Origin of the sequence: Streptomyces sp. DSM 40750, from assembly GCF_024612035.1 — a bacterium.
Classification (GTDB): Bacteria; Actinomycetota; Actinomycetes; order Streptomycetales; family Streptomycetaceae; genus Streptomyces.
The window spans coordinates 9,562,701-9,588,553 of sequence record NZ_CP102513.1; the positions used below are offsets into that span (position 1 = coordinate 9,562,701).

At 70.5% G+C, this 25,853-nt stretch carries 22 protein-coding genes and 2 tRNA genes; 9 read left to right on the forward strand and 15 right to left on the reverse strand.

Annotated elements, in window-relative coordinates:
• Positions 1–6: 6 nt before the first annotated feature.
• The 7 genes from pcaDC to JIX55_RS41895 form a co-directional block, all read right to left on the reverse strand.
• Positions 7–1,134 carry a bifunctional 3-oxoadipate enol-lactonase/4-carboxymuconolactone decarboxylase PcaDC gene (pcaDC, locus tag JIX55_RS41865; RefSeq protein WP_257568423.1) on the reverse strand — a complete coding sequence of 376 codons (1,128 nt, stop codon included), beginning with the start codon at positions 1,132–1,134 and terminating at the stop codon, positions 7–9.
• A complete protein-coding gene (gene pcaB, locus JIX55_RS41870; protein ID WP_257568424.1) occupies positions 1,131–2,468 on the reverse strand; it encodes a 3-carboxy-cis,cis-muconate cycloisomerase in 1,338 nt (445 codons plus the stop codon). The genes pcaDC and pcaB overlap by 4 nt, the downstream gene beginning before the upstream one ends.
• On the reverse strand, positions 2,465–3,070 hold the full coding sequence (pcaG, locus tag JIX55_RS41875) for a protocatechuate 3,4-dioxygenase subunit alpha (RefSeq protein ID WP_257568425.1): 606 nt from the start codon (positions 3,068–3,070) through the stop codon (positions 2,465–2,467). The genes pcaB and pcaG overlap by 4 nt, the downstream gene beginning before the upstream one ends.
• Before the next feature lie 6 nt (positions 3,071–3,076).
• Complete coding sequence (pcaH, locus tag JIX55_RS41880) at positions 3,077–3,850, reverse strand: protocatechuate 3,4-dioxygenase subunit beta (RefSeq protein WP_257537533.1); 774 nt, start codon at positions 3,848–3,850, stop codon at positions 3,077–3,079.
• A 139-nt stretch (positions 3,851–3,989) separates the two neighbouring features.
• Positions 3,990–5,216 (reverse strand): thiolase family protein, encoded by a 1,227-nt coding sequence (locus JIX55_RS41885; protein WP_257568426.1) that lies wholly within the window; start codon positions 5,214–5,216, stop codon positions 3,990–3,992.
• Positions 5,213–5,860 carry a CoA transferase subunit B gene (locus tag JIX55_RS41890; RefSeq protein WP_257568427.1) on the reverse strand — a complete coding sequence of 216 codons (648 nt, stop codon included), beginning with the start codon at positions 5,858–5,860 and terminating at the stop codon, positions 5,213–5,215. The genes JIX55_RS41885 and JIX55_RS41890 overlap by 4 nt, the downstream gene beginning before the upstream one ends.
• Positions 5,860–6,642: a CoA transferase subunit A gene (locus tag JIX55_RS41895; RefSeq protein ID WP_257568428.1), complete on the reverse strand. Its 783-nt coding sequence runs from the start codon at positions 6,640–6,642 to the stop codon at positions 5,860–5,862. The genes JIX55_RS41890 and JIX55_RS41895 overlap by 1 nt, the downstream gene beginning before the upstream one ends.
• Positions 6,643–6,885: 243 nt before the next feature.
• On the opposite strand from JIX55_RS41895, the gene JIX55_RS41900 reads away from it, so the two are divergent.
• On the forward strand, positions 6,886–7,341 hold the full coding sequence (locus JIX55_RS41900) for a MarR family winged helix-turn-helix transcriptional regulator (protein ID WP_257568429.1): 456 nt from the start codon (positions 6,886–6,888) through the stop codon (positions 7,339–7,341).
• A gap of 30 nt (positions 7,342–7,371) precedes the next feature.
• On the opposite strand, the gene JIX55_RS41905 is transcribed toward JIX55_RS41900, so the two are convergent.
• Positions 7,372–8,373, reverse strand: coding sequence for a DUF3048 domain-containing protein (locus JIX55_RS41905; RefSeq protein WP_257568430.1), 1,002 nt, complete (start codon positions 8,371–8,373; stop codon positions 7,372–7,374).
• Between the two features lie 197 nt (positions 8,374–8,570).
• On the opposite strand from JIX55_RS41905, the gene JIX55_RS41910 reads away from it, so the two are divergent.
• Positions 8,571–9,761, forward strand: a complete 1,191-nt coding sequence (locus JIX55_RS41910; protein ID WP_257568431.1) for a zinc-dependent alcohol dehydrogenase — start codon at positions 8,571–8,573, stop codon at positions 9,759–9,761.
• A gap of 75 nt (positions 9,762–9,836) precedes the next feature.
• On the opposite strand, the gene JIX55_RS41915 is transcribed toward JIX55_RS41910, so the two are convergent.
• Positions 9,837–10,901, reverse strand: a complete 1,065-nt coding sequence (locus JIX55_RS41915) for an ATP-dependent DNA ligase (protein WP_257568432.1) — start codon at positions 10,899–10,901, stop codon at positions 9,837–9,839.
• Positions 10,902–10,975: 74 nt separating this feature from the next.
• Here JIX55_RS41915 and ligD point away from each other — a divergent pair, with 74 nt between their 5' ends.
• Positions 10,976–11,986, forward strand: a complete 1,011-nt coding sequence (gene ligD / locus JIX55_RS41920) for a non-homologous end-joining DNA ligase (protein ID WP_257568433.1) — start codon at positions 10,976–10,978, stop codon at positions 11,984–11,986.
• A gap of 85 nt (positions 11,987–12,071) precedes the next feature.
• Here the strand turns inward: ligD and JIX55_RS41925 are convergent, their stop codons facing one another.
• Positions 12,072–14,279, reverse strand: coding sequence for an OmpL47-type beta-barrel domain-containing protein (locus tag JIX55_RS41925; protein WP_257568434.1), 2,208 nt, complete (start codon positions 14,277–14,279; stop codon positions 12,072–12,074).
• Positions 14,279–16,759 (reverse strand): ThuA domain-containing protein, encoded by a 2,481-nt coding sequence (locus JIX55_RS41930; protein ID WP_257568435.1) that lies wholly within the window; start codon positions 16,757–16,759, stop codon positions 14,279–14,281. The genes JIX55_RS41925 and JIX55_RS41930 overlap by 1 nt, the downstream gene beginning before the upstream one ends.
• Before the next feature lie 189 nt (positions 16,760–16,948).
• Here JIX55_RS41930 and JIX55_RS41935 point away from each other — a divergent pair, with 189 nt between their 5' ends.
• Positions 16,949–17,920, forward strand: coding sequence for a multicopper oxidase domain-containing protein (locus tag JIX55_RS41935; RefSeq protein WP_257568436.1), 972 nt, complete (start codon positions 16,949–16,951; stop codon positions 17,918–17,920).
• Positions 17,921–17,980: 60 nt separating this feature from the next.
• Here the strand turns inward: JIX55_RS41935 and JIX55_RS41940 are convergent, their stop codons facing one another.
• Entirely contained in the window at positions 17,981–18,847 is an 867-nt protein-coding gene (locus JIX55_RS41940; protein ID WP_257568437.1) for a hypothetical protein, read from the reverse strand.
• Positions 18,848–19,001: 154 nt separating this feature from the next.
• Here JIX55_RS41940 and JIX55_RS41945 point away from each other — a divergent pair, with 154 nt between their 5' ends.
• Positions 19,002–20,057, forward strand: coding sequence for a LacI family DNA-binding transcriptional regulator (locus tag JIX55_RS41945; RefSeq protein ID WP_257568438.1), 1,056 nt, complete (start codon positions 19,002–19,004; stop codon positions 20,055–20,057).
• A 24-nt stretch (positions 20,058–20,081) separates the two neighbouring features.
• On the opposite strand, the gene JIX55_RS41950 is transcribed toward JIX55_RS41945, so the two are convergent.
• Both JIX55_RS41950 and JIX55_RS41955 read right to left on the reverse strand, forming a co-directional pair.
• Positions 20,082–21,299, reverse strand: a complete 1,218-nt coding sequence (locus JIX55_RS41950; RefSeq protein WP_257568439.1) for a glycoside hydrolase family 64 protein — start codon at positions 21,297–21,299, stop codon at positions 20,082–20,084.
• Positions 21,300–21,593: 294 nt separating this feature from the next.
• A complete protein-coding gene (locus JIX55_RS41955; RefSeq protein WP_257568440.1) occupies positions 21,594–22,385 on the reverse strand; it encodes a VOC family protein in 792 nt (263 codons plus the stop codon).
• Between the two features lie 414 nt (positions 22,386–22,799).
• Here JIX55_RS41955 and JIX55_RS41960 point away from each other — a divergent pair, with 414 nt between their 5' ends.
• The 4 genes from JIX55_RS41960 to JIX55_RS41975 all read left to right on the forward strand — a co-directional run bounded on the left by JIX55_RS41960 (position 22,800) and on the right by JIX55_RS41975 (position 24,834).
• Positions 22,800–23,042, forward strand: a complete 243-nt coding sequence (locus tag JIX55_RS41960) for a WhiB family transcriptional regulator (protein ID WP_257569668.1) — start codon at positions 22,800–22,802, stop codon at positions 23,040–23,042.
• A 119-nt stretch (positions 23,043–23,161) separates the two neighbouring features.
• Positions 23,162–23,233, forward strand: a tRNA-Asp gene (locus JIX55_RS41965).
• An 87-nt stretch (positions 23,234–23,320) separates the two neighbouring features.
• Positions 23,321–24,661, forward strand: a complete 1,341-nt coding sequence (locus tag JIX55_RS41970; protein ID WP_257568441.1) for an SDR family NAD(P)-dependent oxidoreductase — start codon at positions 23,321–23,323, stop codon at positions 24,659–24,661.
• A 97-nt stretch (positions 24,662–24,758) separates the two neighbouring features.
• Positions 24,759–24,834: transfer RNA gene (locus tag JIX55_RS41975), tRNA-Trp, on the forward strand.
• Positions 24,835–24,857: 23 nt separating this feature from the next.
• On the opposite strand, the gene JIX55_RS41980 is transcribed toward JIX55_RS41975, so the two are convergent.
• Complete coding sequence (locus JIX55_RS41980) at positions 24,858–25,835, reverse strand: acyl-ACP desaturase (protein WP_257568442.1); 978 nt, start codon at positions 25,833–25,835, stop codon at positions 24,858–24,860.
• Positions 25,836–25,853 lie beyond the last annotated feature (18 nt).

Here is a 25,853-nt window from a genome sequence, read left to right on the forward strand (position 1 = left end):
CACAGGTCAGGCCTGCTCCGCGTCCTCCTCGGCGAGCACTCGCTGAGCCGCCGCGAACGCCGAGTTCGCCGCCGGGACGCCGCAGTACACGGCGGTCTGGAGGAGTACGGCGCCGATCTCCTCCGGGGTGAGCCCGTTGCGGCGGGCCGCCCGGACGTGCATGGCCAGCTCGTCGTAGTGACCGTGGGCCACCAGCGCGGTCAGCGTGATCATGCTGCGTTCGCGGCGGGACAGCGTCGGGTCGGTCCAGATCTCGCCCCAGGCATAGCGGGAGATGAAGTCCTGGAAGCGGGCCGTGAAGGGTGTCTGCCGGGACTGGGCGCGATCCACGTGCGTGTCGCCGAGGACCTGGCGGCGCACCTCCATACCGCGCTTCATGAAGCCGTCGAAGTGCCCGCGCAACGCGGCCAGTACGGCCTCCGGGCGTTCGGCGGGCGCGAGATGGGAGGCGCCGGAGATCTCGGTGAGCGACGATCCGGGCACCGCGTCCGCGATCTCCCGCAGATGCGCGGGCGGTGTCGCCGGGTCCTGGCGGCCGGCGATGAGAAGGGTCGGCGCGGTGATCTTGGACAGGTCGTCGCGGATGTCGAACGCGGCGAGGGCGTCACAGCAGGCCGCGTACGCATCCGGATCGGCGTCGCGATGGTCGTCGACCAGCTCCGGCACCGTGAACCCGGGTGTGAACCAACGGGAGTCGGCCGTCTCGGCGAGCCCGGCCAGGCCCTCCCGGCGCACCACCTCGGCGCGCTCCTGCCACGGCTTGGCGCCGTTGAAGTGGGCCGAGGAGCAGATCACGGAGAGGGACGTAACCCGCTCCGGGTGGTGCGCGGCGAGGTGGAGACCGACCGCGCCGCCGAGGGACACGCCCGCGTACGCGAACCGGTCGACGCCGAGCGAGTCCGCCAAGGCCAGCACCAGTCCGGCCAGGTCGGCGACCGACGCGCCCGGGGAGATCAGGGCGGCCGGGGAGTCGCCGTGCCCCGGCAGGTCCCAGCGGATCACGCGGTGCGTGATCGACAGCTCGGGCGCCACCTTGTCCCACAGCTTGGTGGAGGTGCCGAGGGAGGGGCCGAGCAGCAGCGGAGGAGCGGAAGTGGAGCCCTCCGCACGGTGGTTGAGCAGCTTGTCGGTCAACGTCGCTCCAGGGCACGGTCGGTGAGGGCTCCGGCGGAGCCGGTGTAGCGGGTGGGGTCGGTGAGGTCGGCGAGGTCCAGGTCCTTCAACTCCGGCTCCTCGGCCAGAAGTTCGCCCAGTGGTCGGCCTTCGGCGTGGACACGCTTGGCGGCCCGGGTGAGCAGTTCCTTGGCGCGGGCCCGGCCGAGCACGGGGGCCAGTTCGGCGGCCAGCCGCTCGGAGACGATCAATCCGTGGGTGAGGTCCAGATGCTGCCGCATCACGTCGACGTTCACCCGGAGGCCCTGCGTGAGTTCCACCGCGTCCCGGGCGGCACCCCCGACCAGCCGGAGCAGATCGCGCAACGGCTCCCACTCGGCGTGCCAGGCCCCGGCCGGCCGCTCGTCCTCGGCGGCCAGCGCGCCGTACAACGTCGCCGCCAACTGGGGCGCCCGCCGGGCAGCCGCCGCGATCAGCGTGGACCGCACGGGGTTCGCCTTGTGCGGCATCGCCGACGAACCGCCCCCGCTGCCCTCGGCGACCTCCGCGATCTCGGTCCGGGCCAGGGTGAGCACGTCCACCGCGATCTTCCCCAGGGCGCCCGCGGCGAAGGCGAGCACTCCGGCGAGGTCCGCGATCGGCGTGCGCAGGGTGTGCCAGGGCAACTCGGGCTCACGCAAACCGAGTTCGCGGGCGTAGGCGGCGGTCAGCGCGCGCGTGTCGGCCGCCCCGAAGACCGTGAAGGCCGCCAAGGTGCCCGCCGCGCCCCCGAGTTGCGCGGGCAGACTCGCGCGTACGACCGCGAGCCGGTCCCGGGCGTCCAGGACCAGCGAGCGCCAGCCCGCCGCCTTCAGCCCGAAGGTCGTCGGCACGGCGTGCTGGGTGAGGGTGCGCCCGGGCATCGCGGTGTCCCGGTGCGCGGCGGCGACCGAGGCCAGGGCGGACTCGGTGCGGCCGAGGTCGGCCAGCACGAGGTCGAGGGTGCGGGCGGCGACCAGCATCGTCGCCGTGTCCATGATGTCCTGGCTGGTCGCGCCCCGGTGGACGTACGGGCCGTACTCGGTGCCCACCGCCTTCGTGAGGTCCGCGACCAGCGGGATCACCGGGTTGCCGCCGCTGCGGGCGCGCTCCGCGAGCGACGACACGTCGACCGCGCAGGCGTCGGCGGCCGCCGCCGATGTCACCGCGGGCCCTGCCTCGGCGGGGACCAGCCCCAGCGCGGCCTGGGCGCGGGTCAGCGCGGCCTCGGCGTCGAGCAGTGCCTGGAGGTAGGCGCTGTCGCTGGTCGAGGCCGCGGCCGGGGAACCGGTCCACCCGGGGGCGAGCAGACCGGTGTCGGCATCGGCAGAAGTCACTGGAACTCCAGGAAGACCGTCTCGCCTTCGCCCTGAAGGCGGATGTCGAAACGGTAGGTGCCGTTGCCCTGTTCCTCGGCGATCAGCGTGCCCCGGCGCGCCTCGTCCACCCGGGAGAGCAGCGGGTCGGCGGACAGCGCGGCCTCGTCGCCCGGCAGATAGATCCGGGTGAACAGATGGACGAGCAGGCCGCGAGCGAAGACGCACACGCTGAGATACGGCGCGTTCTGCCCGCGCGCGCCGGGCCGCAGCGTACGCGCCGTCCAGTGGCCGTTGGCGTCGGTCTGGACGCGACCCCAGCCGGTGAACTCGACGCCGTTGCGGCCCAGGAAGCCGCCGCTCGCCGGGTCGCGGCGCATGGAGCCGTCGACCTGGGAGAGGTTGCCGTCCGGGTCCGGGCCCCACAGCTCCAGGAAGGCGTCCGGCAGCGGGTTGCCCTCGCCGTCGAGGATGTAGCCCTGGAGGGAGATGGTGTCCGGGTGGCCGACGGGGGCGATGTCGCCGCCGCCGGGGAAGGGCAGGGCGTGGCCGTAGAAGGGGCCGACGGTGTGCGACGGGGTCGGGAGCACCGTCTCCGGGCGGTTTGTGTCGATCTTCGTCATGGCAGGTCAGCGTCCTTCTTCGATCCAGGTGGCCTTCGGCCCGTCGAGCACGATGTCCCAGTGGTAGCCCATCGAGAACTCCGGCACGGACAGGCTGTGGTCGTATGTGGCGACCAGCCGCTGCCGGGCCGCGTCGTCCGTCACCGACTGGATGATCGGGTCGTACGGGAACAGCGGGTCGCTCGGGAAGTACATCTGCGTCACGAGCCGCTGCGTGAACGCGGAGCCGAAGAGCGAGAAGTGGATGTGGGCCGGCCGCCAGGCGTTGACGTGCTGGCGCCACGGGTACGGGCCCGGCTGGATCGTCGTGAAGTGGTAGTGCCCGTTGTCGTCGGTCAGCGTGCGGCCGACGCCCGTGAAGTTCGGGTCCAGCGGCGCGTCGTGCTGCTCGCGCTGGTGGGCGTAGCGGCCCGCCGAGTTGGACTGCCAGATCTCGACCAGCTGGCCCCGCAGGGGGCGCCCGTCGCGGTCGAGGAGCCGGCCGGAGACGGTGATGCGCTCACCGATCGGCTCGCCGTTGTGCTGCCGGGTGAGATCGTTGTCGATCTCGGTGATGTCCCGCTCGCCGAAGGCGGGGGAGGACAGCTCCACCAGCTCCGGGTCCTTGGTGACGTCGATGCCGATGGGCGGCTGCTTCGGGTGCCGCAGCACCGAGGAGCGGTACGGGGCGTAGTCGCGGCGCGGCTGGTGCTCGACCGGCGCACCGTCGGCGACCCGCTTCTCGTACGCGGCGTGCTCGGCCGCGATCTCCTGGTCGATGTCGTGCTGGGTGAGTGTCATACCGGGTTCCTGAGCTCTCTGACGGTTCCGTTGAATCGGGGGTAGCGCAGCGCCCCGGAGGGGCGCGGGGCTGTATCGATATGCGGCTCCGCCGCGCGGGCGCGACCAGCCATATACAGCCCGCAGTCGCAAACGGTGCTCAACGTTCCAATACGAGGGCGAGTCCCTGCCCCACCCCGATGCACAGCGTGGCGACGCCAACCCCGCTGCCGCGCCGCGCGAGCTGATGGGCGACCGTGCCGGCGAGCCGCGCACCCGAGGCACCCAGCGGATGGCCGAGGGCGATCGCACCGCCCTGCGGGTTGAGGATCGCAGGGTCGAACTCGGGCCACTCGGCGACACAGCCGAGCACCTGCGCGGCGAAGGCCTCGTTCAGCTCCAGGACCGACAGATCGCCAAATCCCTTGCCCGCCTTGGCCAGCGCACGCGTAACCGCCTCGACGGGGGCGAGTCCGAAGTAGTGCGGGTCGATCGCGGAGACCCCGGACGCCGAGACCCGGGCGAGCGGCTCGCGACCGGTTGCCGCCAGGCCCTCCTCGTCCACCAGCAGCAGCGCGGCCGCACCGTCGTTGAGCGGGGAGGCGTTGCCCGCGGTGACCGTCCCCTCGGAGGTGCGGAAGGACGGCTTCAGCTTCGCCATCGCCGCGAGGGAGGCGTCGGCCCGTACGCACTCGTCGGCACCGAAGACGTGCGGGTCGCCCTTGCGCTGCGGGATGGAGACGGCGGCGATCTCACCGTCGAAGGCCCCGGCGGCCTGCGCCCGGGCGGCCTTCTGGTGGGAGGCCAGCGCGAACTCGTCCTGCTGCTCCCGGCTGATCTTGTGCTTGTCGGCGATGAGTTCGGCCGACTCGCCGAGCGGGATGGTCCACTGCGGGTCCATCTTCGGGTTGACCATGCGCCAGCCGAGGGTGGTGGAGTACAGCTCGGTGTGCCCGGCGGGGAAGGGCCGGTCGCTCTTGGGCAGTACGTACGGGGCGCGGGTCATGGACTCGACACCGCCGGCCACGGCGATCGAGGCGTCGCCGAGCGCGATGGCGCGGGCCGCCTGGATCACGGCCTCCAGGCCGGAGGCGCAGAGGCGGTTCACGGTCACGCCGGGCACGGAGGTCGGCAGGCCCGCGAGCAGCGCGGCCATGCGGCCGACGTTGCGGTTCTCCTCGCCGGCGCCGTTGGCGTTGCCGAAGTACACGTCCTCGATCCGCGCCGGGTCCAGGTCCGGCGTACGGGCGAGCAGCTCACGGATGGCGTGCGCGGCCAGGTCGTCGGGGCGCAGGCCCGCCAGAGCGCCGTTGTAGCGGCCGATCGGGGTGCGGACCGCGTCGACGATGTAGACGTCCTTGGGACCGTTGCTCGAACCGTTGCTCATGACGGGATCTCCTCGGGGATGCGCACCTTGGCGGCGGTCTTCGCGACGATCTCCTCGGCGGTGACACCGGGCGCGGTCTCCACCAGCACCAGGCCCTCGCCGGTCACGTCGAGGACACCCAGGTCGGTGATGATCCGGTTCACGCACGCCTTGCCGGTCAGCGGCAGCGCGCACTCCTGAAGGATCTTCGCCGAGCCGTCCTTGGCGGTGTGGGTCATGACCACGATGACCGTACGGGCGCCGTGGACCAGGTCCATCGCCCCGCCGATCCCGGTGATCATCTTGCCGGGGACGGCCCAGTTGGCCAGGTCGCCGCCGGCGGAGACCTGCATCGCGCCGAGCACCGCGACGTCGATGTGGCCGCCGCGGATCATCGAGAACGACAGCGCCGAGTCGAAGTACGAGGCTCCGGGCAGGACCGTCACGGTCTCCTTGCCGGCGTTGATCAGATCGGGGTCGACCTGGTCCTCGGCCGGGTACGGGCCGGTGCCGAGGATCCCGTTCTCCGACTCCAGGATCACCTCGACGTCGTTGGGGAGGTAGTTCGGGATCAGTGTCGGCAGACCGATGCCGAGGTTGACGTACTGGCCGTCTTCGAGCTCACGTGCGGCTCGGGCGGCCATCTGTTCGCGGGTCCAGGCCATTACTCGCTCACCGTTCCCTCTGCCGCGGAGGCGGAGACCGTCCGCTTCTCGATCTTCTTGTCCGCCGCCTGCTCGGGGGTGAGGGCGATGACCCGCTGCACGAAGATGCCCGGGAGGTGCACCGCGTCCGGGTCGATCTCGCCGGGTTCCACCAGCTCCTCGACCTCGGCGATCGTCACCTTGCCGGCCATCGCGGAGAGAGGGTTGAAGTTGCGGGAGGACTTGTTGAAGACCAGGTTGCCGTGCCGGTCGCCCTTGGCCGCGCGGACGAGCGCGTAGTCGGTGCGGATGCCGCGCTCCAGCACGTACTCGGCGCCGTCGAACTCGCGGACCTCCTTCGGCGGCGAGGCCAGCGAGACCCCGCCGTTGCCGTCGTAGCGCCAGGGCAGCCCGCCCTCGGCGACCTGGGTGCCCACACCGGCCGGGGTGAAGAACGCCGGGATGCCCGCGCCGCCCGCGCGCAGCCGCTCGGCGAGCGTGCCCTGCGGGATCAGCTCCACCTCCAGCTCCCCGGCCAGGTACTGCCGCGCGAACTCCTTGTTCGCACCGATGTACGAGCCGGTCACCCGGGCGATCCGGCCCGCCGCGAGGAGGACCGCGAGGCCGGTGTCCATGGCCCCGCAGTTGTTCGACACCACTCCGAGACCCGAGACCCCACGCTCGTACAACGCCTGGATCAGCACGCTCGGCACACCGCTCAGCCCGAACCCGCCGACGGCGAGTGTCGCGCCGTCCGGCACATCGGCCACCGCCTCCAGGGCTGTGGCGACCACCTTGTCCATCCGTGAGGCCCCATCTCGTCCGCGCACCCGGTGACCGATTAATCAGGGCACTGAGCATTTCGGTGAAGTTTCCTTCACGCTGCCACTCGCCAGCTTCCTCGTCAAGGCCCATGAGAACAGTGAGGTCACATGTGTACGTGGCGATGGACACGCTCCGGTGGACGGCGGGTATCGTTCAGTGCACGAACGAATTGCCGACCGTGTCTTTGACGGTGTTGGACCAAGCCGAGCCGAGGAGCGAACATGGCCGCGGTGGACCTCTCCACCCACCCCGGGCACCTGGCCCGAAGGCTGCAGCAGGCCCACTACCTGCTGTGGAACGTGATGGTCTCCGAGGAGATCACCTCGCCGCAGTTCGCGGTCCTCAACACGCTCGTCGCCGAGCCCGGGCTCGACCAGCGCACGGTGGGGGAGCGGGTCGGACTCGACCGCTCCACGATGTCCGAGGTCGTCAGCCGGCTCGGGCGCCGTGGGCTCCTCGACAAGATGCGCGATCCGCAGGACGGGCGACGGTTCCTGCTGCGGCTCACCGAGGAGGGGGTGCGGACGCATCGCAAGCTCACCGTGCGGACGGCTCGGATGAACCAGGTGTTCTTGGCGCCGTTGTCGGCGGAGGAGCAGGAAGTGTTCTTCGAACTGATACGACGGGTCGCTGATGCGGCGGAGACACTGCGCAGCCCGGCGGAGGCGCTCCGCTAGGCAGGCCGGCCTTCGGCGGCGGAGCACTCTTCACGCCTTCGCGTACACCACCCACACCTGGCCCTCCGCGAAGTTCATCTGTCTGCCGTCCGGTGCCGTGAAGGCCGTGCCGTCCGTGGGTGTCCTCCGGTCCCAGTTCGCCTCGAAGGCCCGGCCGTCTCGCAGGACCTCCGCGCGGCCCGAGCCCACGGTTTCCGTGTACGGGGTGTTGTTGCCCAGGTAGTCGCGGAACCGGGACTCGCGGATCGTCACGTACTGCACGACGACCGTGGCCGGGGCGACTCGGACGTCGTCCGTCGTGATCGTCGGGGTGCCGTCCATGGAGACCAGCCAGCGTTGGCGGTCGTCGGACCAGGTGAAAGTGAAGCGGGCCGCCGGGTAGCGGACGGTGCGGGAGGTTTCGGGAGTGCCGCCGTCGGGTGCCGGGCCGAAGTGGAAACCGGTGGTGAGGGCGTCGGTGCCGGGCGGGGAGTCGATCAGTTTTTCGGGGCGTAGGTACAGGTTGTGGGGAGCGGGCTTCTCGTCGCCGCGGAAGAACGCGTCGCCGGCGTCCTCGGGGGTCTTCGCGTGCAGGGGGGCCATGTCGATGAGGGGGAGCAGTTTGCCCTGGGCGCCGGAGAAGGCGAGAGTCGGCTCGTCGAACTGGCGGAGGAGTTCCAGGTCGGACTCGCGGGCGCTGCGCACCGGGCCGACGGTCTCCGGGAACTTCGTCGCGTACACGGCCATCAGACGGCTCAGGCCGCCCTCGACCTGCTCGGCGTAGACGATGTCCGCGGCGTCGAGGCCGGTCTGGGGGCGGGCGGCGCGGACGTTGTCGATCTTCACGGCGAGTAGGGAGCCGGCGGGGGGTGCGCTGATCCGGTCGTCCCGGCGGCCCTCGTCCGATCCGCGGCCGTTGTCGTTCGGGCCGCCCACGGTGCAGCCGGCCAGCAGGATGCCCGCGGTCAGGGCGGCGAGAAGTGCCCCCGTCGTCCCACGGCGCCGTGGCCCCCGCGCCCTCGGTCCTCTGCCCACTGTGGCCACCCCGTCCATGTTGTCTTCGATTGTGCGCTTATACGTTCATGGATGGCCATGCCTGTTTGTCTCTGATCGCGCGCGTTCTGCTGGACCGATCGGGGCGGCGGCCAGCACTGGAGGCCCGGTGATCCGGGCGGTTCGGGTTCGGGGGAGGGGCGCCGGGTACTCGTGCGGCACGTGCTGACCGAGGCGAGGGACGGAGCGTGGGCGCGATGAAGGCAGTGACGTGGCAGGGCAAGCGGGACGTGCGCGTGGAGACCGTGCCCGATCCGGTGATCCAGGAACCGACGGACGCGATCGTGCGCATCACCTCCACCGGGCTGTGCGGCTCCGACCTGCACCTCTACGAAGTGCTCACGCCGTTCATGACGCCGGGCGACATCCTCGGCCACGAACCCATGGGCATCGTCGAGGAGGTCGGCGCCGGGGTGCCGGACCTGGCGGCCGGGGACCGGGTCGTCGTGCCGTTCCAGATCGCCTGCGGCAACTGCTGGATGTGTCTCACCGGGCTGCCCACCCAGTGCGAGACCACCCAGTGCACCGGCGAGGGCATGGGCGCGGCCCTCTTCGGCTACACCCGGCTGTACGGCGCGGTCCCGGGCGCCCAGGCCGAGTACCTGCGCGTCCCGCAGGCACAGTTCGGGCCGATCAAGGTGCCGGAAGGGCCGCCCGACGACCGGTTCGTCTATCTCTCCGACGTACTCCCCACCGCCTGGCAGGCGGTCGAGTACGCACACGTCCCGCCCGGTGGCAGCGTCGCCGTGCTCGGCCTCGGCCCCATCGGCGACATGGCCTGCCGCGTGGCCCAGCGGCGCGGTGCCGAGCAGGTGTTCGGAGTCGATCTGGTGCCCGAGCGGCTGCAGCGGGCGCGTGAACGGGGCGTCGAGACGTTCGACCTCAGGGACTTCGACAGTGAGAAGGACCTCGTCAGCGCCCTCCAGGACCGGACCGCCGGACGCGGCCCCGACTCGGTGATCGACGCCGTCGGCACCGAGGCCCACGGCAGCGCGGCCGCCCGGCTCGCCCAGAACGCGACCGGACATCTGCCCCGGGCGATCGGCGCGCGGTTCGCGGAACGCCTCAGCGTGGACCGGCTGGCCGCCCTCTACACGGCCATCGACCTCGTACGACGCGGCGGCACCATTTCCCTCTCAGGCGTCTACGGCGGCAAGGTCGACCCGCTGCCCCTGCTCACCATGTTCGACAAGCAGATCAGGTTGCGCATGGGCCAGGCCAATGTCCGCACCTGGAGCGACGACATCCTGCCCCTCCTCACCGACGACGACCCGCTCGGCGTCGACTCCTTCGCCACCCACCGCCTGCCGCTCACCGAGGCACCGCACGCGTACGAGATGTTCCAGCGGAAGGAGGACGGGGCGGTGAAGGTGCTGATGGAGCCCTGACCGTCACTGTCCGGTTCCGGGCCGGGGCCTGGGCCTGGGTCCGGGTCCGGGTCCGGGTCATGGTCCGGGTCAGCGTCAGGGGCCGAGGATCTCGGCCAGGTCGTAGGTCACCGGCTCCTCCAGCTGGGCGTATGTGCAGCTCTCGGCCGTGCGGTCCGGGCGCCAGCGCCGGAAGCGGGCCGTGTGGCGGAACCGGACGCCGTTCTCCATGTGGTCGTACGCCACCTCGGCGACCTGCTCGGGCCGCAGCGGTACCCAGGAGAAGTCCTTCTTCGCCGACCAGCGGCTCGGCGCGCCCGGCAGCCGTGCCGTCTCGTGCGCCGCCTCGTCGGACCAGGCCGCCCACGGGTGCTCCCCGACGTCCGCCATCCGCAGCGGTTCCAACTCGGCCACCAGCTCCGCCCGCCGCTTCATGGGGAACGCGGCGCACACACCCACGTGCTGGAGGGCGCCCCTGTCGTCGTACAGGCCCAGCAGCAGGGAGCCGACCACCGGCCCGCTCTTGTGCAGGCGGTAGCCGGCGACCACCACGTCCGCCGTGCGCTCGTGCTTGATCTTGAACATGGCCCGCTCGTCCTGCCGGTAGCGCAGATTGAGCGGCTTGGCGATCACCCCGTCCAGGCCCGCCCCCTCGTACTGCTCGAACCACTGCTCGGCCAGCTCGCGGTCCGTGGTCGCCGGGGCGAGATGGACGGGGGCGGTGACCTCGGACAGGGCCAGCTCGAGGAGCGCTCGCCGGTCGGTGAGTGGGACGTCGAGCAGCGACTCGTCGTTCAGGGCGAGCACGTCGAACGCGATGAAGGAGGACGGGGTCGTCTCCGCCAGCATCCGGACGCGGGAGTCCGCGGGATGGATGCGCTCGGTCAGGGCGTCGAAGTCCAGCCGCCCCTCCCGGACGATCACGATCTCGCCGTCCACCACACAGCGCTCCGGCAACCGCTCCCGCAGCGCCGCCGCCAGCTCGGGAAAGTACCTGGTCAGCGTCTTCCCGGTACGGCTGCCGATCTCCACCTCGCCACCGTCGCGGAACACGATCGCCCGGAACCCGTCCCACTTCGCCTCGTAGTGCATGTCCGGCGGGATCTTCGCCACGGACTTGGCGAGCATCGGTTTCACGGGCGGCATCACCGGCAGATCCATGCCTCCGATTCTGCGGCCCTATGTCGAGATTCGCCCGGTATGCGACATCTGACCGCTCCGCCTACCGTGGCCGCATGAGTGAAGCGGTGGAGCTGGAGGCGGCGGGGCGGACGGTACGGCTGTCCAGCCCGGACAAGATCTTCTTCCCGGAGCGCGGCTTCACCAAGCTGGACCTCGCCCGGTACTACATCGCCGTCGGCCCCGGCATCCTGCGGGCCCTGCGCAACCGGCCCACCACCCTGGAGCGCTACCCGGAGGGGGTGACCGGCGAGAACTTCTTCCAGAAGCGGGCCCCCAAGAACATGCCCGACTGGATCCCCACCGCCCACATCACCTTCCCCAGCGGCCGCAGCGCCGACGAGATGTGCCCCACCGAGGTCGCCGCCGTCGTATGGGCCGCCCAGTTCGGCACGCTCACCTTCCACCCGTGGCCCGTACGCCGCGACGACGTCGACCGCCCCGACGAACTCCGCATCGACCTCGACCCCCAGCCCGGCACCGACTACGCCGACGCCGTTCGCGCCGCCCACGAACTCCGCTCCGTCCTCCACGACTACGGCGACCTGCGCGGCTGGCCCAAGACCTCCGGCGGACGCGGCCTCCACGTCTTCGTGCCGATCCGGCCCGACTGGACCTTCTCCCAGGTCCGCCGCGCGGCCATCGCCGTCGCCCGCGAACTGGAGCGCCGGATGCCGGACCAGGTGACCACGGCCTGGTGGAAGGAGGAGCGCGGCGAGAAGATCTTCGTCGACTACAACCAGACCGCCCGCGACCGGACCATCGCCTCCGCCTACTCCGTACGCCCCCGCCCGCACGCCCCCGTCTCCGCGCCCCTCACCTGGGACGAGGTGGGCGTCGCCGTGCCCCACGACTTCGACCTGGCGACCATGCCGTCGCGCTTCGCCGAGGTCGGTGACGTGCACGCCGACATGGACGACCACGCGTTCTCTCTGGAAGCGCTGTTGGAGCTGGCCGCGCGGGACGAACACGACCATGGGCTCGGGGATCTGCCGTATCCGCCGGAGTATCCGAAGATGCCGGGGGAGCCCAAGAGGGTGCAGCCGAGCAGGGCGAAGAAGACCTGAGGGCTCCTTGCGCGCGGTGGCGTACGGCAGCCACTGATCACAGCATGCCGTACGCCACTGACAACGGGCCGAGCCGAACCGGCTCCTACAGTTCCTTGATCCGGATGTCCCGGTAGGAGACGACATCCGTCGTGCCGTGCACCTGGAGTCCGAGGTAGCCGGAGGCGAACCGTCGCCCGTCCGTGCCCGGGTCGTCCGAGCGGGCAGGGGTGAAGTCCTGGCCGCCGACGTTGTCGAACTCGTTGATCAGAACGCCGTTGCGGTAGACCGAGTAGTGCTGGTCGACCACGCGGATCTCGTAGTCGTTCCAGGTGCCCTTCTGGGTGACGCCCGCACCGGCGAGCCCCACCCGGTCGAAGCCGTAGACCGAGCCCGTCTTGTACATGTCGCCGTCGGGCCGGTCGAGGACCTGCACCTCATGGCCGTACTTGATGGCCACCCACTCCGGCCGCGTCTCCTCGGGGTGCTCGTGGACCCACGGGAACCGCACGAACACACCGGAGTTGGCGTTCGAGGTGCCGGGCGCGTCGTCACGCCACTGGAGACGCAACGAGAAGTCGCCGTACTTCCGCTCGGGGAACCACAGCATGCCGAGCCCGGCCTTCGTCGTACCGGAGGTGATCGAGCCGTCGGCGTTCAGCCCGAACGAACCACCGCCCACCTGCTGCCACTTGGCGAACGACTCCGCCGTGCCGTCGAGGATCGTCCGGTAGCCCTCCGTCTCTCCGGGCCTGCCGATGCCGGACTCCCCGGCCGCCTCCTGGATCGCGTCGTACTCGCGCCGGTCGACGACCCCTTCCCGCAGCAGCCCGTCCATGACGGTCTTCACGTGCTTGAGGAACAGCGCGTGGGACGTCCACTCCTTCTCGTCCTCGATCAACTCGTTGATGCGACACCGGTTGTTGGTGACCCGGTTCGGCACACCCGAGTCGACCGTGCCGACGAGGACCGTCAACCGCTCGTCGTACTCGGCACAGTTGGGCGCCGGTACGCCGCCGCCCGCGACCACCGTGAAGCTGACGGAGCGTGCCGCGGCCGTGTTGCCCGCCTTGTCACTCGCCCGGTACATGACCGTGTGCGTGCCCGCGCGATCGACCAACACCGGTGCGCTGTAGGCGAGATAGGGGCCGCCGTCCAGCGAGTACTCGATGGCGGCGACACCCGAGCCGCCGTGGTCGGTCGCGCCGACGGTGACCTTCGCGCTCCTGAGGTACGCGCCGGCGGAGTTCCGGTCACCCTCCACGGTCACGCCCGTCACCGGCGGTGTCGTGTCGTCGGCGGGCGGGGCTACGACGGTGAACCCGACGCTCTTCTCGGCCGAGACGTTCCCCGCCTTGTCCGTCGCCCGGAACCGCACCTTGTGCGTGCCGACCTCGTGCACCATCACGGGCGCCGTGTACGGCTGCCAGGCACCCGAGTCGCCGAGAGCGTACTCGATGGTGTTGACCCCGGAGCCGGTGTCCGACGCGGACACGGTGACGGTCGCCATGGAGACGTAGTCGCCCTGAGGGTTCCGCTCACCGGCCACCGTCGCCGAGGTCTCCGGCGCCGTCGTGTCGTCCGTCGGCGGCGCCACGACGGTGAATTCGACGCTCTTCTCGGCCGCCGTGTTGCCCGCCTTGTCGACCGCCCGGTAGCGGACCCTGTGGTTCCCGACCTGGTCGATCACGACGGGTGTGGTGTACGGCACCCAGGCGCCCGTGTCGCCGATCGCGTACTCGATCCGCTCGACACCCGAGCCGCCCGTGTCGGTCGCGCTCACCGCCACGGACGCCGAACCGACGTACGCGCCCGAGGAGTTCTGCGTCCCGCTGACCGAGGCCGCCGTCTGGGGCGCGGTGGTGTCCTCGCCGGTGCCCTCGGTCACCACGAGGATGCCCTGCATCTGACCGTGCCCGGGGATCGTGCAGTAGAAGCGGTACCGGCCCGGGGTGAGCGTCACCTCGGCGGTGTGGCGGCCGCCCTGGTCGTCGCTGGGGTTGGCCAGGATGTTGAGCGGGACGTCGTTGTTGTACTCCGGGTCGGAGACGTCGAACGTCAACGTGTGCGGCATCCCCATGGTGTTGCCGGTCGCGGTGCTGTTCTCGAAGACGATGGTGGTCGGGCCCGCCACCGCCGTCTGCGGGGCGGTCGTGTACTTGGTGATGTCGTCGCCGGAGGTCCAGGTGAGCACCTGGGCGGCGGCGGTCGGGTCCTGTGGCTCCTCCGCACGGCCGGACGCGGGCGTCGACGTGAGCCCGAGAACCATCAGCAGGGCCGCCAACAAGGCCGCCCACAAGCGTCTTTCGCGCATCACTCCGCCTTCCTCGCCAGCTCGTCGGCGGCCGGAGTGGGCCCGCCGCCCGTGTAGGTGACACGCCACAACGCCGACTTGGCGTCCGAGGTGAAGAAGCCGCGCCCGTAGTCGAGGACGTACAGCGCGCCGTCCGGCCCGAACTTCCAGTCCATGAGGTTCCTGATGCCGTTGGTGCCGACCGGCACGATCTTCTTCAGCGACTCCGCGTGGATCGGGAGGCCGCCGCTGCCGTGGTTCTTCGGGTCGGTGAGCACCGCGTGGCGCGGCTGGTCGCCGTCGTAGAAGTCGCCGACGAACCACTTGCCGTCCCAGTAGGCGGGCCACCGCCCGGAGTCGGTGACGGACGCGTCGTACCGGTACACCGGCCCGTTCATCGTGGCCTGTCCGCCGCCCTTCAGCCACGGCAGCAGGTACGTGGCCTCCTCGTTCTTGTACGAGGGGATGCCGTTCGCGTCACGCGGGAAGTCGGGGGCGCCGCCTTGCGGTGAGTACCAGATGTTGTTGCCGGTCACCGGGGGCAGATTCACGAGCCCGTCGTTGTTCGGGGACTCGTTCTTCGGGTGGTCGCAGTCGTACCAGCCGAGCGGCTTCGACGGGTCCGGCAGATTGCGGTCCCGGTAGGGTTGCTTGTTGCCCATGCAGTACGGCCAACCCCGGTTGCCCGCCTCGGTGATGGCGGCGAACGTGTCGTACTTCGCCGGGCCCCAGGTCGTCGACGGCGCGCTCGCGTCCGGGCCGACCCAGCCCGCGTACAGGACGTCCGTCTGCTTGTCGACGAAGATCCGCGCGGGGTTCCTGACCCCCATCACATAGATCTCGCCGCGGGTCTTGCCGCCGCCCTCGTCGGTCTCCTTGCCGGTGAAGAGGTTGCCGTCGGGCAGGGTGTAGGTGCCGTCGGGCTCCGGGTGGATGCGCAGGATCTTGCCGTTGAGGTTGTTGGTGTTGCCGGCGGTGCGGCGGGCGTCGGCGAACGAGACGCCCTTGTAGTTGGGTTCGGGGTTGTTGCCCGAGTAACCGCCGCTGAAGCCACTGGAGTTGTTGTCGCCGGTCGCGATGTACAGGTTGCCCTCGGAGTCCCAGGTCATCCCGCCGCCCGCGTGACAGCAACTGTGGATCTGCACCGGCCACTTGAGCAGCACCTTCTCGCTGCTCAGGTCCAGCTTGTTCGTGGCGAGGTCGAGGGTGAAGCGGGAGACGCGGCGCTCGGCCATACGGGTGTCGCGATTGATCCGGGAGTGCGGCGTGTAGTGCAGATACACCCAGCCGTTCTGCTGGAAGCCGGGGTCCAACTCGATGCCCAGCAGGCCCTCTTCGACCTTGATCAGCTCATCGCCGCCGCCCTTGTTGCCGAAGACGGTGAGCGCGCCCGCGAGGGTGACCTTCTTCGTCCTGGGGTCGTAGACGTGGATCTCGCCCTTGCCCTTGCCGATGTCCGGGTTGTTCCAGTCGGTGACCACGGGCTGGGACGAGTCGGCGCCGCCCCGGCCGATGTAGAAGACCCGTCCGTCGGGCGCGGTGACCAGGCCGTGCGGCTCACCGATCTGGTCGTTCTGTCCCGGCTGGTTGGGCTGCGTCAGCCGCTCAGCCTTGTAGTTGGCGTCGATGGTCGCCTTGCAGTCGGCCTGGGTGAGGCGGGAGGTCCACAACAGGGCGCCGCGCAGATGCGTACGGAAGTCGGTCTCGTCGTACGCCGAGACGGTCCCGCCCATGCCCGTGTAGAAGGAACGGCCGCCGTCGTAGTCACGGCACCAACTCACGGGATGGTCCCATCCGTTGGCGCTCGTGCCCGGCTGGTACGTCGACTCGCGCACCCGGGCCACGGTGTGCACGGTGCCGGACGGGTTCTTCGTCCAGTTGAGCCACTTGTCCGGCCGCTTCCACTGCACGGGAAGGTCCTTGGTGGCCGGATGCTTCCGGTCGCCGACCTCAACGGTCGCACGCTGTACGGTCGTTGGGCTGGACGCGGCCGGGCGGGCGCCGATCAGGCCCGTGAACCAGTCCGAGTACGGCTCGGCGCGGGCCGCGTCATGGACGCCGACGAAACCGCCGCCCGCCTCCATGTAGGTCTCGAGTCCCGCCTCCTGCTCGGGATCGAGGACATCGCCGCCGCCGGTGAGGAAGACCACGGCGTTGAAGCCGCTCAGCCGGGTCTCGTCGGTGAACACGGACGCGTCGTCGGTGGCGACGACCTCGAACCGCTCGGCGGCGGGCCCCGACAGGCCGATCCGCTCGATCGCCTCGATCCCGGCGTTCACGACGGGCGACTCGTCCCCGGCCGCCGCGGAGCCGTGGAAGATCAGCACCCGGGGGCCCGCGCCGCCCGGCGGCGACTTGATCGACATCGTTGTCAGCGGCGGCTCCGGCGCCGGACGCGCATGGGCCGCGGGGCCCGACAGAAGCCCCGCGGTGACGACCGAGGCGGTCAGGGTGGCCGCCCAGGCCCGTCTCTTCGCGTCGCTCAACCCTCGTAAGTACATGGGCACCTCCTCGGTCACAGCAACAGCGCCAAGGAAGCTAGACCCCTTTGCGCGGCTCGCCAATACCTATGACCGCAATGGCACGAACTTTGTCCTTGGTGTGGATAAACAGCCGCGCTGCCGCTACCGTCTCACAGGTTGATCACAGACGCGTCTTCGCAAACTCCGTATGAGGGTGGGGAGTTCCGCATGGACGGAATGGACAGACGAGGGTTCAACCGGCGGGTGCTGCTGGGCGGCGCGGCTGCCGCGACATCGTTGTCCGTGGCCATCGAGACCGTCGGCAACCCGGAGGCCGCGAGCGCCGCCACGCCGGCGAAGACGGCCCCGGCCGGCGGCGACGTCAAGCACATCAAGATGTATGCCGAGAAGCTGTCCGACGGGCAGATGGGCTACGGCTTCGAGAAGGGCAAGGCCTCGATCCCGGGCCCTCTGATCGAGCTCAACGAGGGCGACACGCTGCACATCGAGTTCGAGAACACGATGGACGTCGCGGCGAGCCTGCACGTCCACGGCCTCGACTACGAGATCTCCAGCGACGGCACCAAGCTGAACAAGAGCGACGTCGAGCCCGGCGGCACCCGCACCTACACCTGGCGTACGCACGCCCCCGGCGCCCGCAAGGACGGCACCTGGCGGGCGGGCAGCGCCGGCTACTGGCACTACCACGACCATGTCGTCGGCACCGAACACGGCACGGGCGGCATCCGCAAGGGCCTCTACGGCCCGGTCATCGTCCGCCGCAAGGGAGACGTCCTCCCCGACACGACCGTCACCGTCGTCTTCAACGACATGCTCATCAACAACAAGCCCGCCCACTCCGGCCCCGACTTCGACGCCACCGTCGGCGACCGCGTCGAGTTCGTCGTCATCACCCACGGCGAGTACTACCACACCTTCCATCTGCACGGTCACCGCTGGGCCGACAACCGCACCGGCATGCTCACCGGCCCCGACGACCCGAGCCAGGTCATCGACAACAAGATCGTCGGGCCCGCCGACTCCTTCGGCTTCCAGGTCATCGCCGGCGAGGGTGTCGGCGCCGGCGCCTGGATGTACCACTGCCACGTCCAGAGCCACTCCGACATGGGCATGGTCGGCCTGTTCCTGGTACGCAAGACGGACGGCACGATTCCGGGGTACGAGCCGCATGAGCACTGAGCGCTCGGCGAGGACCGTCCGGACCCCGGACCCCGGACCTCGGAACCCCGGATCACGAACCTAGGAGTCGCCGATCTCGAACACGAGCCACTCGATGCGCGGCTCTTCCTGGATGTAGAGGCGCGGCCCGCGGGAGACGACGCGGCGGCGAGGGGGAAGCGGGGTGCCGTCCGGGTGGGTCAGGCGGACTGTGCCGGTGGTGTCGACGGAGGTGTCGGTGAGGGTGGCCAGGGTGAGTTGGTCGCGTCTGCCGCGGTAGCCGCCGAAGAACGCGACACGCTCCCTGCGCACGGCCACGCCGGACGCGCCTCTGACCTGCGTCGTGCGCGCGTGGAGTGGGCCGCTGCCACGTACCTCCACCAGGGGGAACCGCGTGTACGGGTACACCCAGGTCACGTCACGGTCCACGTTGAGGGCATAGCAGTCCGCGATCCAGTCGGTGCCGGGCGGCGGGCGGTACTCCCACAGGGGGGCGCCGGTGCTGCTCCAACGGCGGGCGCCGGGGGCGCTGAGCGGGTCGCCGAAGACTCCCTCGTCGAAGTAGCCGACCCATAGATCGCCGGATTCGTCGGTGAGCAGGTGCTCGATGCCGTCACCGACGCGGAACGTCCACGAGGGGCGTCCCAGTGCGTCGAACACCTGAACCTGGTCGTCCCCGCCGCAGGAGCGCGTGTCGGCGACGACGAAGCCGCCGTCCGGGAGGGAGTCGATTCTGGGGAAGCGGGCCAGTACCGAGCTGAGCTGGGTCGGGTAGGAACCCCCGTCCGCGACCGTGACGATCACGGCGTCGTACGGGCCCGATGGCTTCAACTGCTCGCGCAGCAGCCAGTGGGCACGGCCGAACGCGTCGACCGTGCTGTGGAGGACATCGAGGTCGTGGTACGCACGCGGCAGACGGGCGTACGGGGTCAGGCGCTCAGCCCTCATGGGCCTTTCTCATGGTCATACGGGGATCCTCGCGAGCGACGGAGCTTCGCGCAACCGGATTCTCGACGGCACCGGCCGATGGCCAGGGAGCGCTCTCAGCGGTGTCTCCTCCAGGGCTATCCTGATCGCAGCCGCCCCGGAGGAGAGTCGCCCAGTGACCGAGACAGCGTCGCGTCCCACGTTGGAGGCGGTGGCCGCGCGGGCCGGGGTGTCCAGGGCGACGGTGTCGCGGGTCGTCAATGGGGGCGAGGGCGTTCGGGAGCCGCTGGTGGAGCGGGTGCGGAGGGCGGTCGAGGAACTCGGGTACGTGCCGAATCAGGCCGCCCGCAGTCTTGTCACCCGGCGGCACGACGCCGTGGCCGTGGTGATCGCCGAGCCGGAGACCAGGGTCTTCGCGGACCCCTTCTTCGCCCTCCAACTCCGGGGCATCAGTAAAGAGTTGACCGCCCACGACTCGCAGCTCGTCCTGCTGCTCACCGAAGGGCCCGAGGACTACGCGCGGGTGGGGCGGTATCTCGCCGGCGGGCATGTCGACGGGGCGCTCGTCTTCTCGCTGCACCTGGACGATCCGCTGCCGGGGCTGATCCAGAGCGCCGGCGTGCCGACCGTGTTCGGCGGCCGGCCCGGCTGGGCGGAGGGCACGCGCGGCGACACCTCCACCGTGTACGTCGACAGTGACAACCGGGGCGGCGCGCGGGACGCCGTACGCCATCTCGTCGGCCTCGGCCGCACCCGTATCGCCCACATCACCGGGCCCCTCGACCAGACCTCCGCCGTGGACCGGCTCGACGGGTTCCGGGACGTGATGGTGGACGCCGACCCCCGGCTGATCGTGGAGGGCGACTTCACCCCGGCGGGCGGGGAGCGTGCCATGCGGGAACTCCTCGACCGCTGCCCGGAGTTGGACGCGGTGTTCGCCGCCAACGACGTATCCGCCTCCGGCGCCCTGCGCGTGCTGCGGGACCGGGGGCTGCGGGTGCCCGAGGACGTCGCCGTGGTGGGCTTCGACGACATGCTGCCGGTGGCCGAGCAGTCCGATCCACCGTTGACGACGGTCCGTCAGGACATAGAGCGGATGGGGCGGTTGATGGCCCGGCTGCTGCTCCGGGGTCTGGAGCGGCGCGTGCCCGATGAGCACGCGCAGGGCCTGGGGGGCGCGCCGTCCAGTGTGGTCCTGCCGACCACACTGGTACGACGCGCCTCCGCATGACCCCTCAGGCCACTCGGTCAGGGGCTACGCGCCCACCGTCACCGTGAACCGGCGCGGGTTGCCGTCGTGGGCCGCGCCCGACACGTCCGGCCGGCCGTCGGGGCGTACGTCGTCATACGGAAACGCGTACCCGATGGGCGAGTTGGCGTGCACCACACGCGCCCAGTGGTTGGTCACGCTTCCCTGGTAGTAGTCGGCCGCCGTCGCCCCGTTCGGCTGTGCGGGGTGGGTGAGCATGAGGGAGCGGTTGAAGCCGGCGGCGAGACGGGCGAGCAGGGCCTTCTTGTCGTCGGCGTCGCCCGGGTTGTTGGCGAACGGGCCGTGGTTGCAGGTGAAGATGTCCTTCGAGGTCGGCCTGGCGAAGGAGTGGCCGCCGGTGAAGGTGAGGGTGTCGCCGGAGACCCGGCCGGTACGGACGCCACGGCCGCCCTGGAGGTCGATGCTCAGGTCCGTCCCGCGGTACTTCTCCCACACCTGGTCGATGTAGGAGTCCCAGTAGGCCCGGAACGGCATCCGGTCGGGCTGGTCGAAGTACGGCGCCATCAGGTTCTGCGGTGAGATGACCCGCAGCACCTTGCCGTCGCCGCCCCGGATGACGAGCCGATCCCACGGCTGGCCGTCCCGCGCCGACTGGGTCACCAGATCCGCGGCGATCCGGTCCACCGCCCCGTCGGGCAGCGGGGCGACCGTGTGCGTGGCGTCGCCCTCCAGCGTCAGCCCGATCGGCAGGGCCGTCACCAGGTCGACGTAGCTGATGTTGGCGAACAACTGGGTGGGGTTGAAGGTGAACTCGCAGAACGACCACGTCTTGCCGTAGTTGGGATCGGCCGACGTGGCGAAGGCGGGCTCGACCAGGGCCGGGCCCGGGTTGAGGAAGAAGTCCAGGGTGCTGTCCCGCACGAAGTAGACGCGCGCGCCGAACATCTGAGGCAGTGTCAGCACGGTGGGAGCCGAGCCCGCCGCGCCGAGCGGGATCGCGCAGTCCACCGGCAGCGGTGTCTGCGGCGCCGAGGGCGACACCGGCCGGTAGACGCTGCCGTCGGCCCGCAGCAGCACCCAGGCACCCGTCGACTGCTCGTGCCCGGTGACGTACGCCCGGACCGTGCCCGGCAACGAGGCGTTCCGCAGGGCGAGTTGGCAGGTCGCGGGCGCGGCCTGGGCGGGCGTGCCCAGAGCACCCCCGACGGTGGTCGCGCCGACGGCAGCGGCGGTTCCGGAGAGGAACATACGGCGGGAAATCACGGTGGGCCTCCTGGGATGTGGGGGAGTGGAGGCACAGCGGACGGGGCCCCTGCTGTGGTGCACCCACTGTTCCCAGGGGGAGTTGAGGCGTCAAGACTTATGACTGAGAGCGCTCTCAAGAATCTGCCGCGTTCATGAGGTGACGACAGACCGAACAGCGTCCGGGGCGGCGGAGGAACGCCGAGGATACCGAGCGACCGGGCGACCGGGCGACCGACACCGACCGACACGGCCTGTCAGCCCGGTGGCAGTGGCAGCCGCAGCGGCGCCGGTCGGTGTCGCCCGGTCCAGCCCTCAGCCCTGCGGCTGCTCGCTCCTGATCACCGCGAACCGTGCCCCGTACGGGTCGGTGAGCTTGGCGAAACGCCCCGCACCCGCCAGATCCGTGGCGGGCATACGGACGCTGCCGCCGCGCTCCTGAGCCCTGCTCACCGCGGCGTCCGTGTCCGGCACCTCGAAGTACGGCAGCCAGTACGGGCCCGACTCCGCCTCGCTCGGGTCCTCGTCGAGCGGGACGATGCCGCCGAACATGGACTTCGCCCCGGTCCCTGCCGGGTTCACACAGGTGTAGCTGCCGCCGGCGATGTCGATCGCGGAGGTCTCCCAGCCGAACACGGAGTTGTAGAACCCGGCGGCCGCGGGCAGATCCGGCGTGTACAGCTCCAGCCAGCTCAGCGAGCCGGGGGCCGTGACGACGTCGAGGCCCGTGTTGCGGTGGGGCTGCCAGATGCCGAAGGGTACGCCCGCCCGGTCGCCGAGGATGGCCATACGCCCCTCGTCCGCCACGTCCATGGGCCGCATCAGCACCGAGCCGTGGGCCTGCTCGACCGCCTTGGTCGTGGCGTCGGCGTCCGGGGTCTGGAAGTAGATGTTCCACGACGGTGGGCCCTGCTCCGGGGGGTTCTGCATACCGGCCGCGGCGGTGCGGCCGTCGAGCTGGAAGAAGCCGTAGCCGCCCATCTCGGGGCCGGCCGAGCGGAACTGCCAGCCGAAGAGGTGGTGGTAGAAGGATGCGGCGCCTTCGATGTCGGGGGTGCCGAGGTCGATCCAGTTCGGGGCGCCGGTGACGTAACGGGTGGTGAGCATCGCTGCGCTCCTCTGAGGGGGTTCGAGGGCCCGTTGTCTGTACTGTCGAGTCTGGCATCGCGCACTGACAATCGCCGGGCGTCGCCGCGATGCCCCGCCGCGGCTCGGCCATTGGGGTGTTCGGCGGCGGCCGTCGGCTGCGGGTGTGTGGGGGCTGGTCGCTCCCCCACTCTCGACTTCGCTCGAGCGGGAGGGACCCCCATCGCGGCGGAGCCGCACATCGGCACAGCCCCGCGCCCCTTACGGGGCACTCGTGTGGTCACCAAGGGTGATCGGCGGCATCGTACGTGTGTACGTTCGCTCCGCGCGCCGCCGTGCGCTGCCCTGCCGGACGAGAGGACCATGGAGGACCGGGAGCGTCGCGTTGATGCCGCGTTGATCGAACGTTTTTCGGGGCGCGGCACGATCCTGTGCATGCACAACGACACGATCACCCCAATCGACCGCGCCTGGCAGGAGCGGGCGCTGTGTGCGCAGACGGGGGCCGACTTCTTCTTTCCCGAGCCCGGCAGCTCGGTGCGTGAGGCGAAGCGCATCTGCGGTATGTGCGAGATGCGTACCGCCTGCCTCGAGTACGCGCTGTCCAACGACGAACGCTTCGGCGTCTGGGGCGGCCTGTCCGAGAAGGAGAGACTCCGGCTCCGGCGCACCGAATAGAGCTGACTCGGCCTGCGACCACAGCTGCTCGCCCTCGAACCGCCGCACCCCGTAAGCCGGTTCGGTCATAAATCGGTGGGCCCCACCGAGGGTTGGCGCATAGGATCCGGGGGCGCGGTCCGGACGTAGCGCAGAGGCAGGCGCACCGCCTTGTCAGGGCGGAAACGCCGGTTCGAATCCGGTCGTCCGGACCGCGCTCGACGGTTCTGTGGATCCGAAGGCCGCGTGGGCCGGTCGGGACAGGGGAACACGGCACGGGACACGCGGGGCGGGCACGCATGGGCGACGGTGGCGGTATCACCGAGGAAGAGCTGGCGGCCTTTCACCGTACGGTCGGCAGACTGCGGGCGCTGCCCGTCGACGACCCCGTGCGGCTGCGGGCCGAACAGGTCGCCGCCTCCTTCGCGCGCGACGGCCGGCTCCGTCGCCGTAAGGCCCTCGGCGCCGAGAAGTCGGCCGCGGACGCCGCCGCGATGGCCGCGACCGCCACCGGGGCCGTGGAGCGGCGCGAGGACGCGCCGCTGGCCACCTCCGTGACGGGCGGCGGGGGAGTCTTCCTGAAGCCGCGCACCTGCTATGTCTGCAAGACGCCCTATCGACAGGTCGACTCCTTCTACCACCGGCTGTGCCCGGAGTGCGCCGCAGACAACACCGCCCGCCGCGCCCTGAGCACCGACCTGAGCGGCCGCCGTGCGCTCCTCACCGGCGGCCGGGTGAAGATCGGCTTCCAGCTGGCGCTGATGATGCTGCGCGACGGCGCCGAACTGCTCGTCACCAGCCGTTTTCCGCACGACACCGTGCGCCGCTTCCGCGCCGAGCCCGGCAGCGAGAAGTGGCTCGACCGGTTGACCGTCGTCGCTGTCGACCTGCGCGACCCGCGCCAAGTACTGGGCCTGTGCGAGCAGTTGAGGCAGGAGGGCGAGCCGCTCGACATCCTGGTGAACAACGCGGCCCAGACGGTACGGCGGCCACCGGAGTCATACGCGCTGCTCGCCGCCGGAGAGTACGACGCGCTGCCCGAAGGCGCACGGCAGGCACCCGGGTTCACGCCGATGCGGATGCTGGGCGACGGTGCCGCCGCCCTGCCCGTCGCCTTGCGCGAGGCCGACGAGGCCGGGCTGCTGCCCGACCCCTCCCCGGAGAACTCCTGGTCGGCGCGGCTCGGCGAACTCGACCCGGCGGAGGTCCTGGAGACCCAACTGGTCAACGCCCTCGCCCCGGCGCTCCTCTGCGACCGGCTGCTGCCGCTGCTGCTCGCCGCCCCGCACCCCCGCCGTTACATGGTCAACGTGACCGCCGTCGAGGGACGCTTCGCCGTGCGCAACAAGACGGCCGGCCATCCGCACACCAACATGGCCAAGGCCGCCCTCAACATGCTCACCCGCACCAGTGCCGCCGAACTCGCCGACCAGGGTGTCCACATGTGCGCCGTCGACACCGGCTGGATCACCGACGAGAACCCCGCCCCGAAGAAACACCGTATGGCCGGCGCCGGCTTCCGCACCCCGCTCGACATCGTCGACGGGGCGGCCCGCGTCTACGACCCGATCGTGCGCGGGGAGGCGGGCGACCCGGTGTCGGGGGTGTTCCTGAAGGACTATCGGGAGGCGGAGTGGTGAGGGGAATGATCGGCCCGAAGGGCCATCATTCAGGGGCGGGAACTGCGCGACCAGCTCCCACTCACCCGCAGACGAACAACTATGCTCTCCCTCAAGGGCGGGGCCGTAGCGCAGAGGCAGGCGCGCCGGTCTCCAAAACCGGAACACGCTGGTTCGAATCCAGCCGCCCCGCCCCCTGCGCTACGGCGAAGGCCTGTTACGCGCCGGCCCGCGCTGCCATCCGCGCCTTGCGCGCCGCGAGCTTCTCGTCGAACTTGCGGGCCTCCGCGTCGAGTCCGCCCATGTAGAGGCCGAGCTCTTCCTGGGCCTTCGTGCCCTCGGGGCCGAGGCCGTCGATCTCCATGATCTTCAGGTAGCGGATGACGGGCGCGAGGACGTCGTCGTGGTGGATGCGCATGTTGTAGACCTCGCCGATGGCCATCTGCGCGGCGGCGCGCTCGAAGCCGGGCATGCCGTGGCCGGGCATACGGAAGTTGACGACGACGTCGCGGACCGCCTGCATCGTGAGGTCGGGGGCGAACTCGAACGCGGCCTTCAGCAGGTTCCGGTAGAAGATCATGTGGAGGTTCTCGTCGGCCGCGATGCGCGCCAGCATGCGGTCGCACACGGGATCACCGGAGTGGTGGCCGGTGTTGCGGTGCGAGACGCGGGTGGCGAGCTCCTGGAAGGCGACGTACGCGACCGTGTGGAGCATCGAGTGCCGGTTGTCCGACTCGAAGCCCTCGCCCATGTGGGACATACGGAACTCTTCGAGCTTGTCCGGGTCCACCGCGCGCGAGGCGAGCAGGTAGTCGCGCATCACGATGCCGTGCCGGCCCTCCTCCGCGGTCCAGCGGTGCACCCAGGTGCCCCAGGCGCCGTCACGGCCGAAGAGGGTGGCGATCTCGTGGTGGTAGCTGGGCAGGTTGTCCTCGGTCAGCAGGTTCACCACCAGGGCGATGCGGCCGACCTCGGTGACCTTCGACTGCCCCTTCTCCCAGGCCTCGCCGTCCTCGAAGAAGCCGGGGAAGTTGCGGCCGTCGCTCCACGGCACGTACTCGTGCGGCATCCAGTTCTTGGTGACCTTCAGATGCCGGTTGAGTTCCTTCTCGACGACTTCCTCCAGCGCGTACAGCAGCCGCGCGTCGGTCCATTCGGTGGACGGGCTGCCGAGGTGAGGAGAAGTGATCGACACAGACGCTCCAGGGGGACG

Bases quoted from the DNA above. Each gene is read 5' to 3' on its own strand.
- pcaG (WP_257568425.1), bottom strand. From the start codon at position 3,070: ATGACGAAGATCGACACAAACCGCCCGGAGACGGTGCTCCCGACCCCG.
- pcaH (WP_257537533.1), bottom strand. From the start codon at position 3,850: ATGACACTCACCCAGCACGACATCGACCAGGAGATCGCGGCCGAGCAC.
- JIX55_RS41885 (WP_257568426.1), bottom strand. From the start codon at position 5,216: ATGAGCAACGGTTCGAGCAACGGTCCCAAGGACGTCTACATCGTCGAC.
- JIX55_RS41890 (WP_257568427.1), bottom strand. From the start codon at position 5,860: ATGGCCTGGACCCGCGAACAGATGGCCGCCCGAGCCGCACGTGAGCTC.
- JIX55_RS41895 (WP_257568428.1), bottom strand. From the start codon at position 6,642: ATGGACAAGGTGGTCGCCACAGCCCTGGAGGCGGTGGCCGATGTGCCG.
- JIX55_RS41900 (WP_257568429.1), top strand. From the start codon at position 6,886: ATGGCCGCGGTGGACCTCTCCACCCACCCCGGGCACCTGGCCCGAAGG.
- JIX55_RS41905 (WP_257568430.1), bottom strand. From the start codon at position 8,373: ATGGACGGGGTGGCCACAGTGGGCAGAGGACCGAGGGCGCGGGGGCCA.
- JIX55_RS41910 (WP_257568431.1), top strand. From the start codon at position 8,571: ATGAAGGCAGTGACGTGGCAGGGCAAGCGGGACGTGCGCGTGGAGACC.
- JIX55_RS41915 (WP_257568432.1), bottom strand. From the start codon at position 10,901: ATGGATCTGCCGGTGATGCCGCCCGTGAAACCGATGCTCGCCAAGTCC.
- ligD (WP_257568433.1), top strand. From the start codon at position 10,976: ATGAGTGAAGCGGTGGAGCTGGAGGCGGCGGGGCGGACGGTACGGCTG.
- JIX55_RS41925 (WP_257568434.1), bottom strand. From the start codon at position 14,279: ATGCGCGAAAGACGCTTGTGGGCGGCCTTGTTGGCGGCCCTGCTGATG.
- JIX55_RS41930 (WP_257568435.1), bottom strand. From the start codon at position 16,759: ATGTACTTACGAGGGTTGAGCGACGCGAAGAGACGGGCCTGGGCGGCC.
- JIX55_RS41935 (WP_257568436.1), top strand. From the start codon at position 16,949: ATGGACGGAATGGACAGACGAGGGTTCAACCGGCGGGTGCTGCTGGGC.
- JIX55_RS41940 (WP_257568437.1), bottom strand. From the start codon at position 18,847: ATGAGGGCTGAGCGCCTGACCCCGTACGCCCGTCTGCCGCGTGCGTAC.
- JIX55_RS41955 (WP_257568440.1), bottom strand. From the start codon at position 22,385: ATGCTCACCACCCGTTACGTCACCGGCGCCCCGAACTGGATCGACCTC.
- JIX55_RS41960 (WP_257569668.1), top strand. From the start codon at position 22,800: ATGCACAACGACACGATCACCCCAATCGACCGCGCCTGGCAGGAGCGG.
- JIX55_RS41970 (WP_257568441.1), top strand. From the start codon at position 23,321: ATGGGCGACGGTGGCGGTATCACCGAGGAAGAGCTGGCGGCCTTTCAC.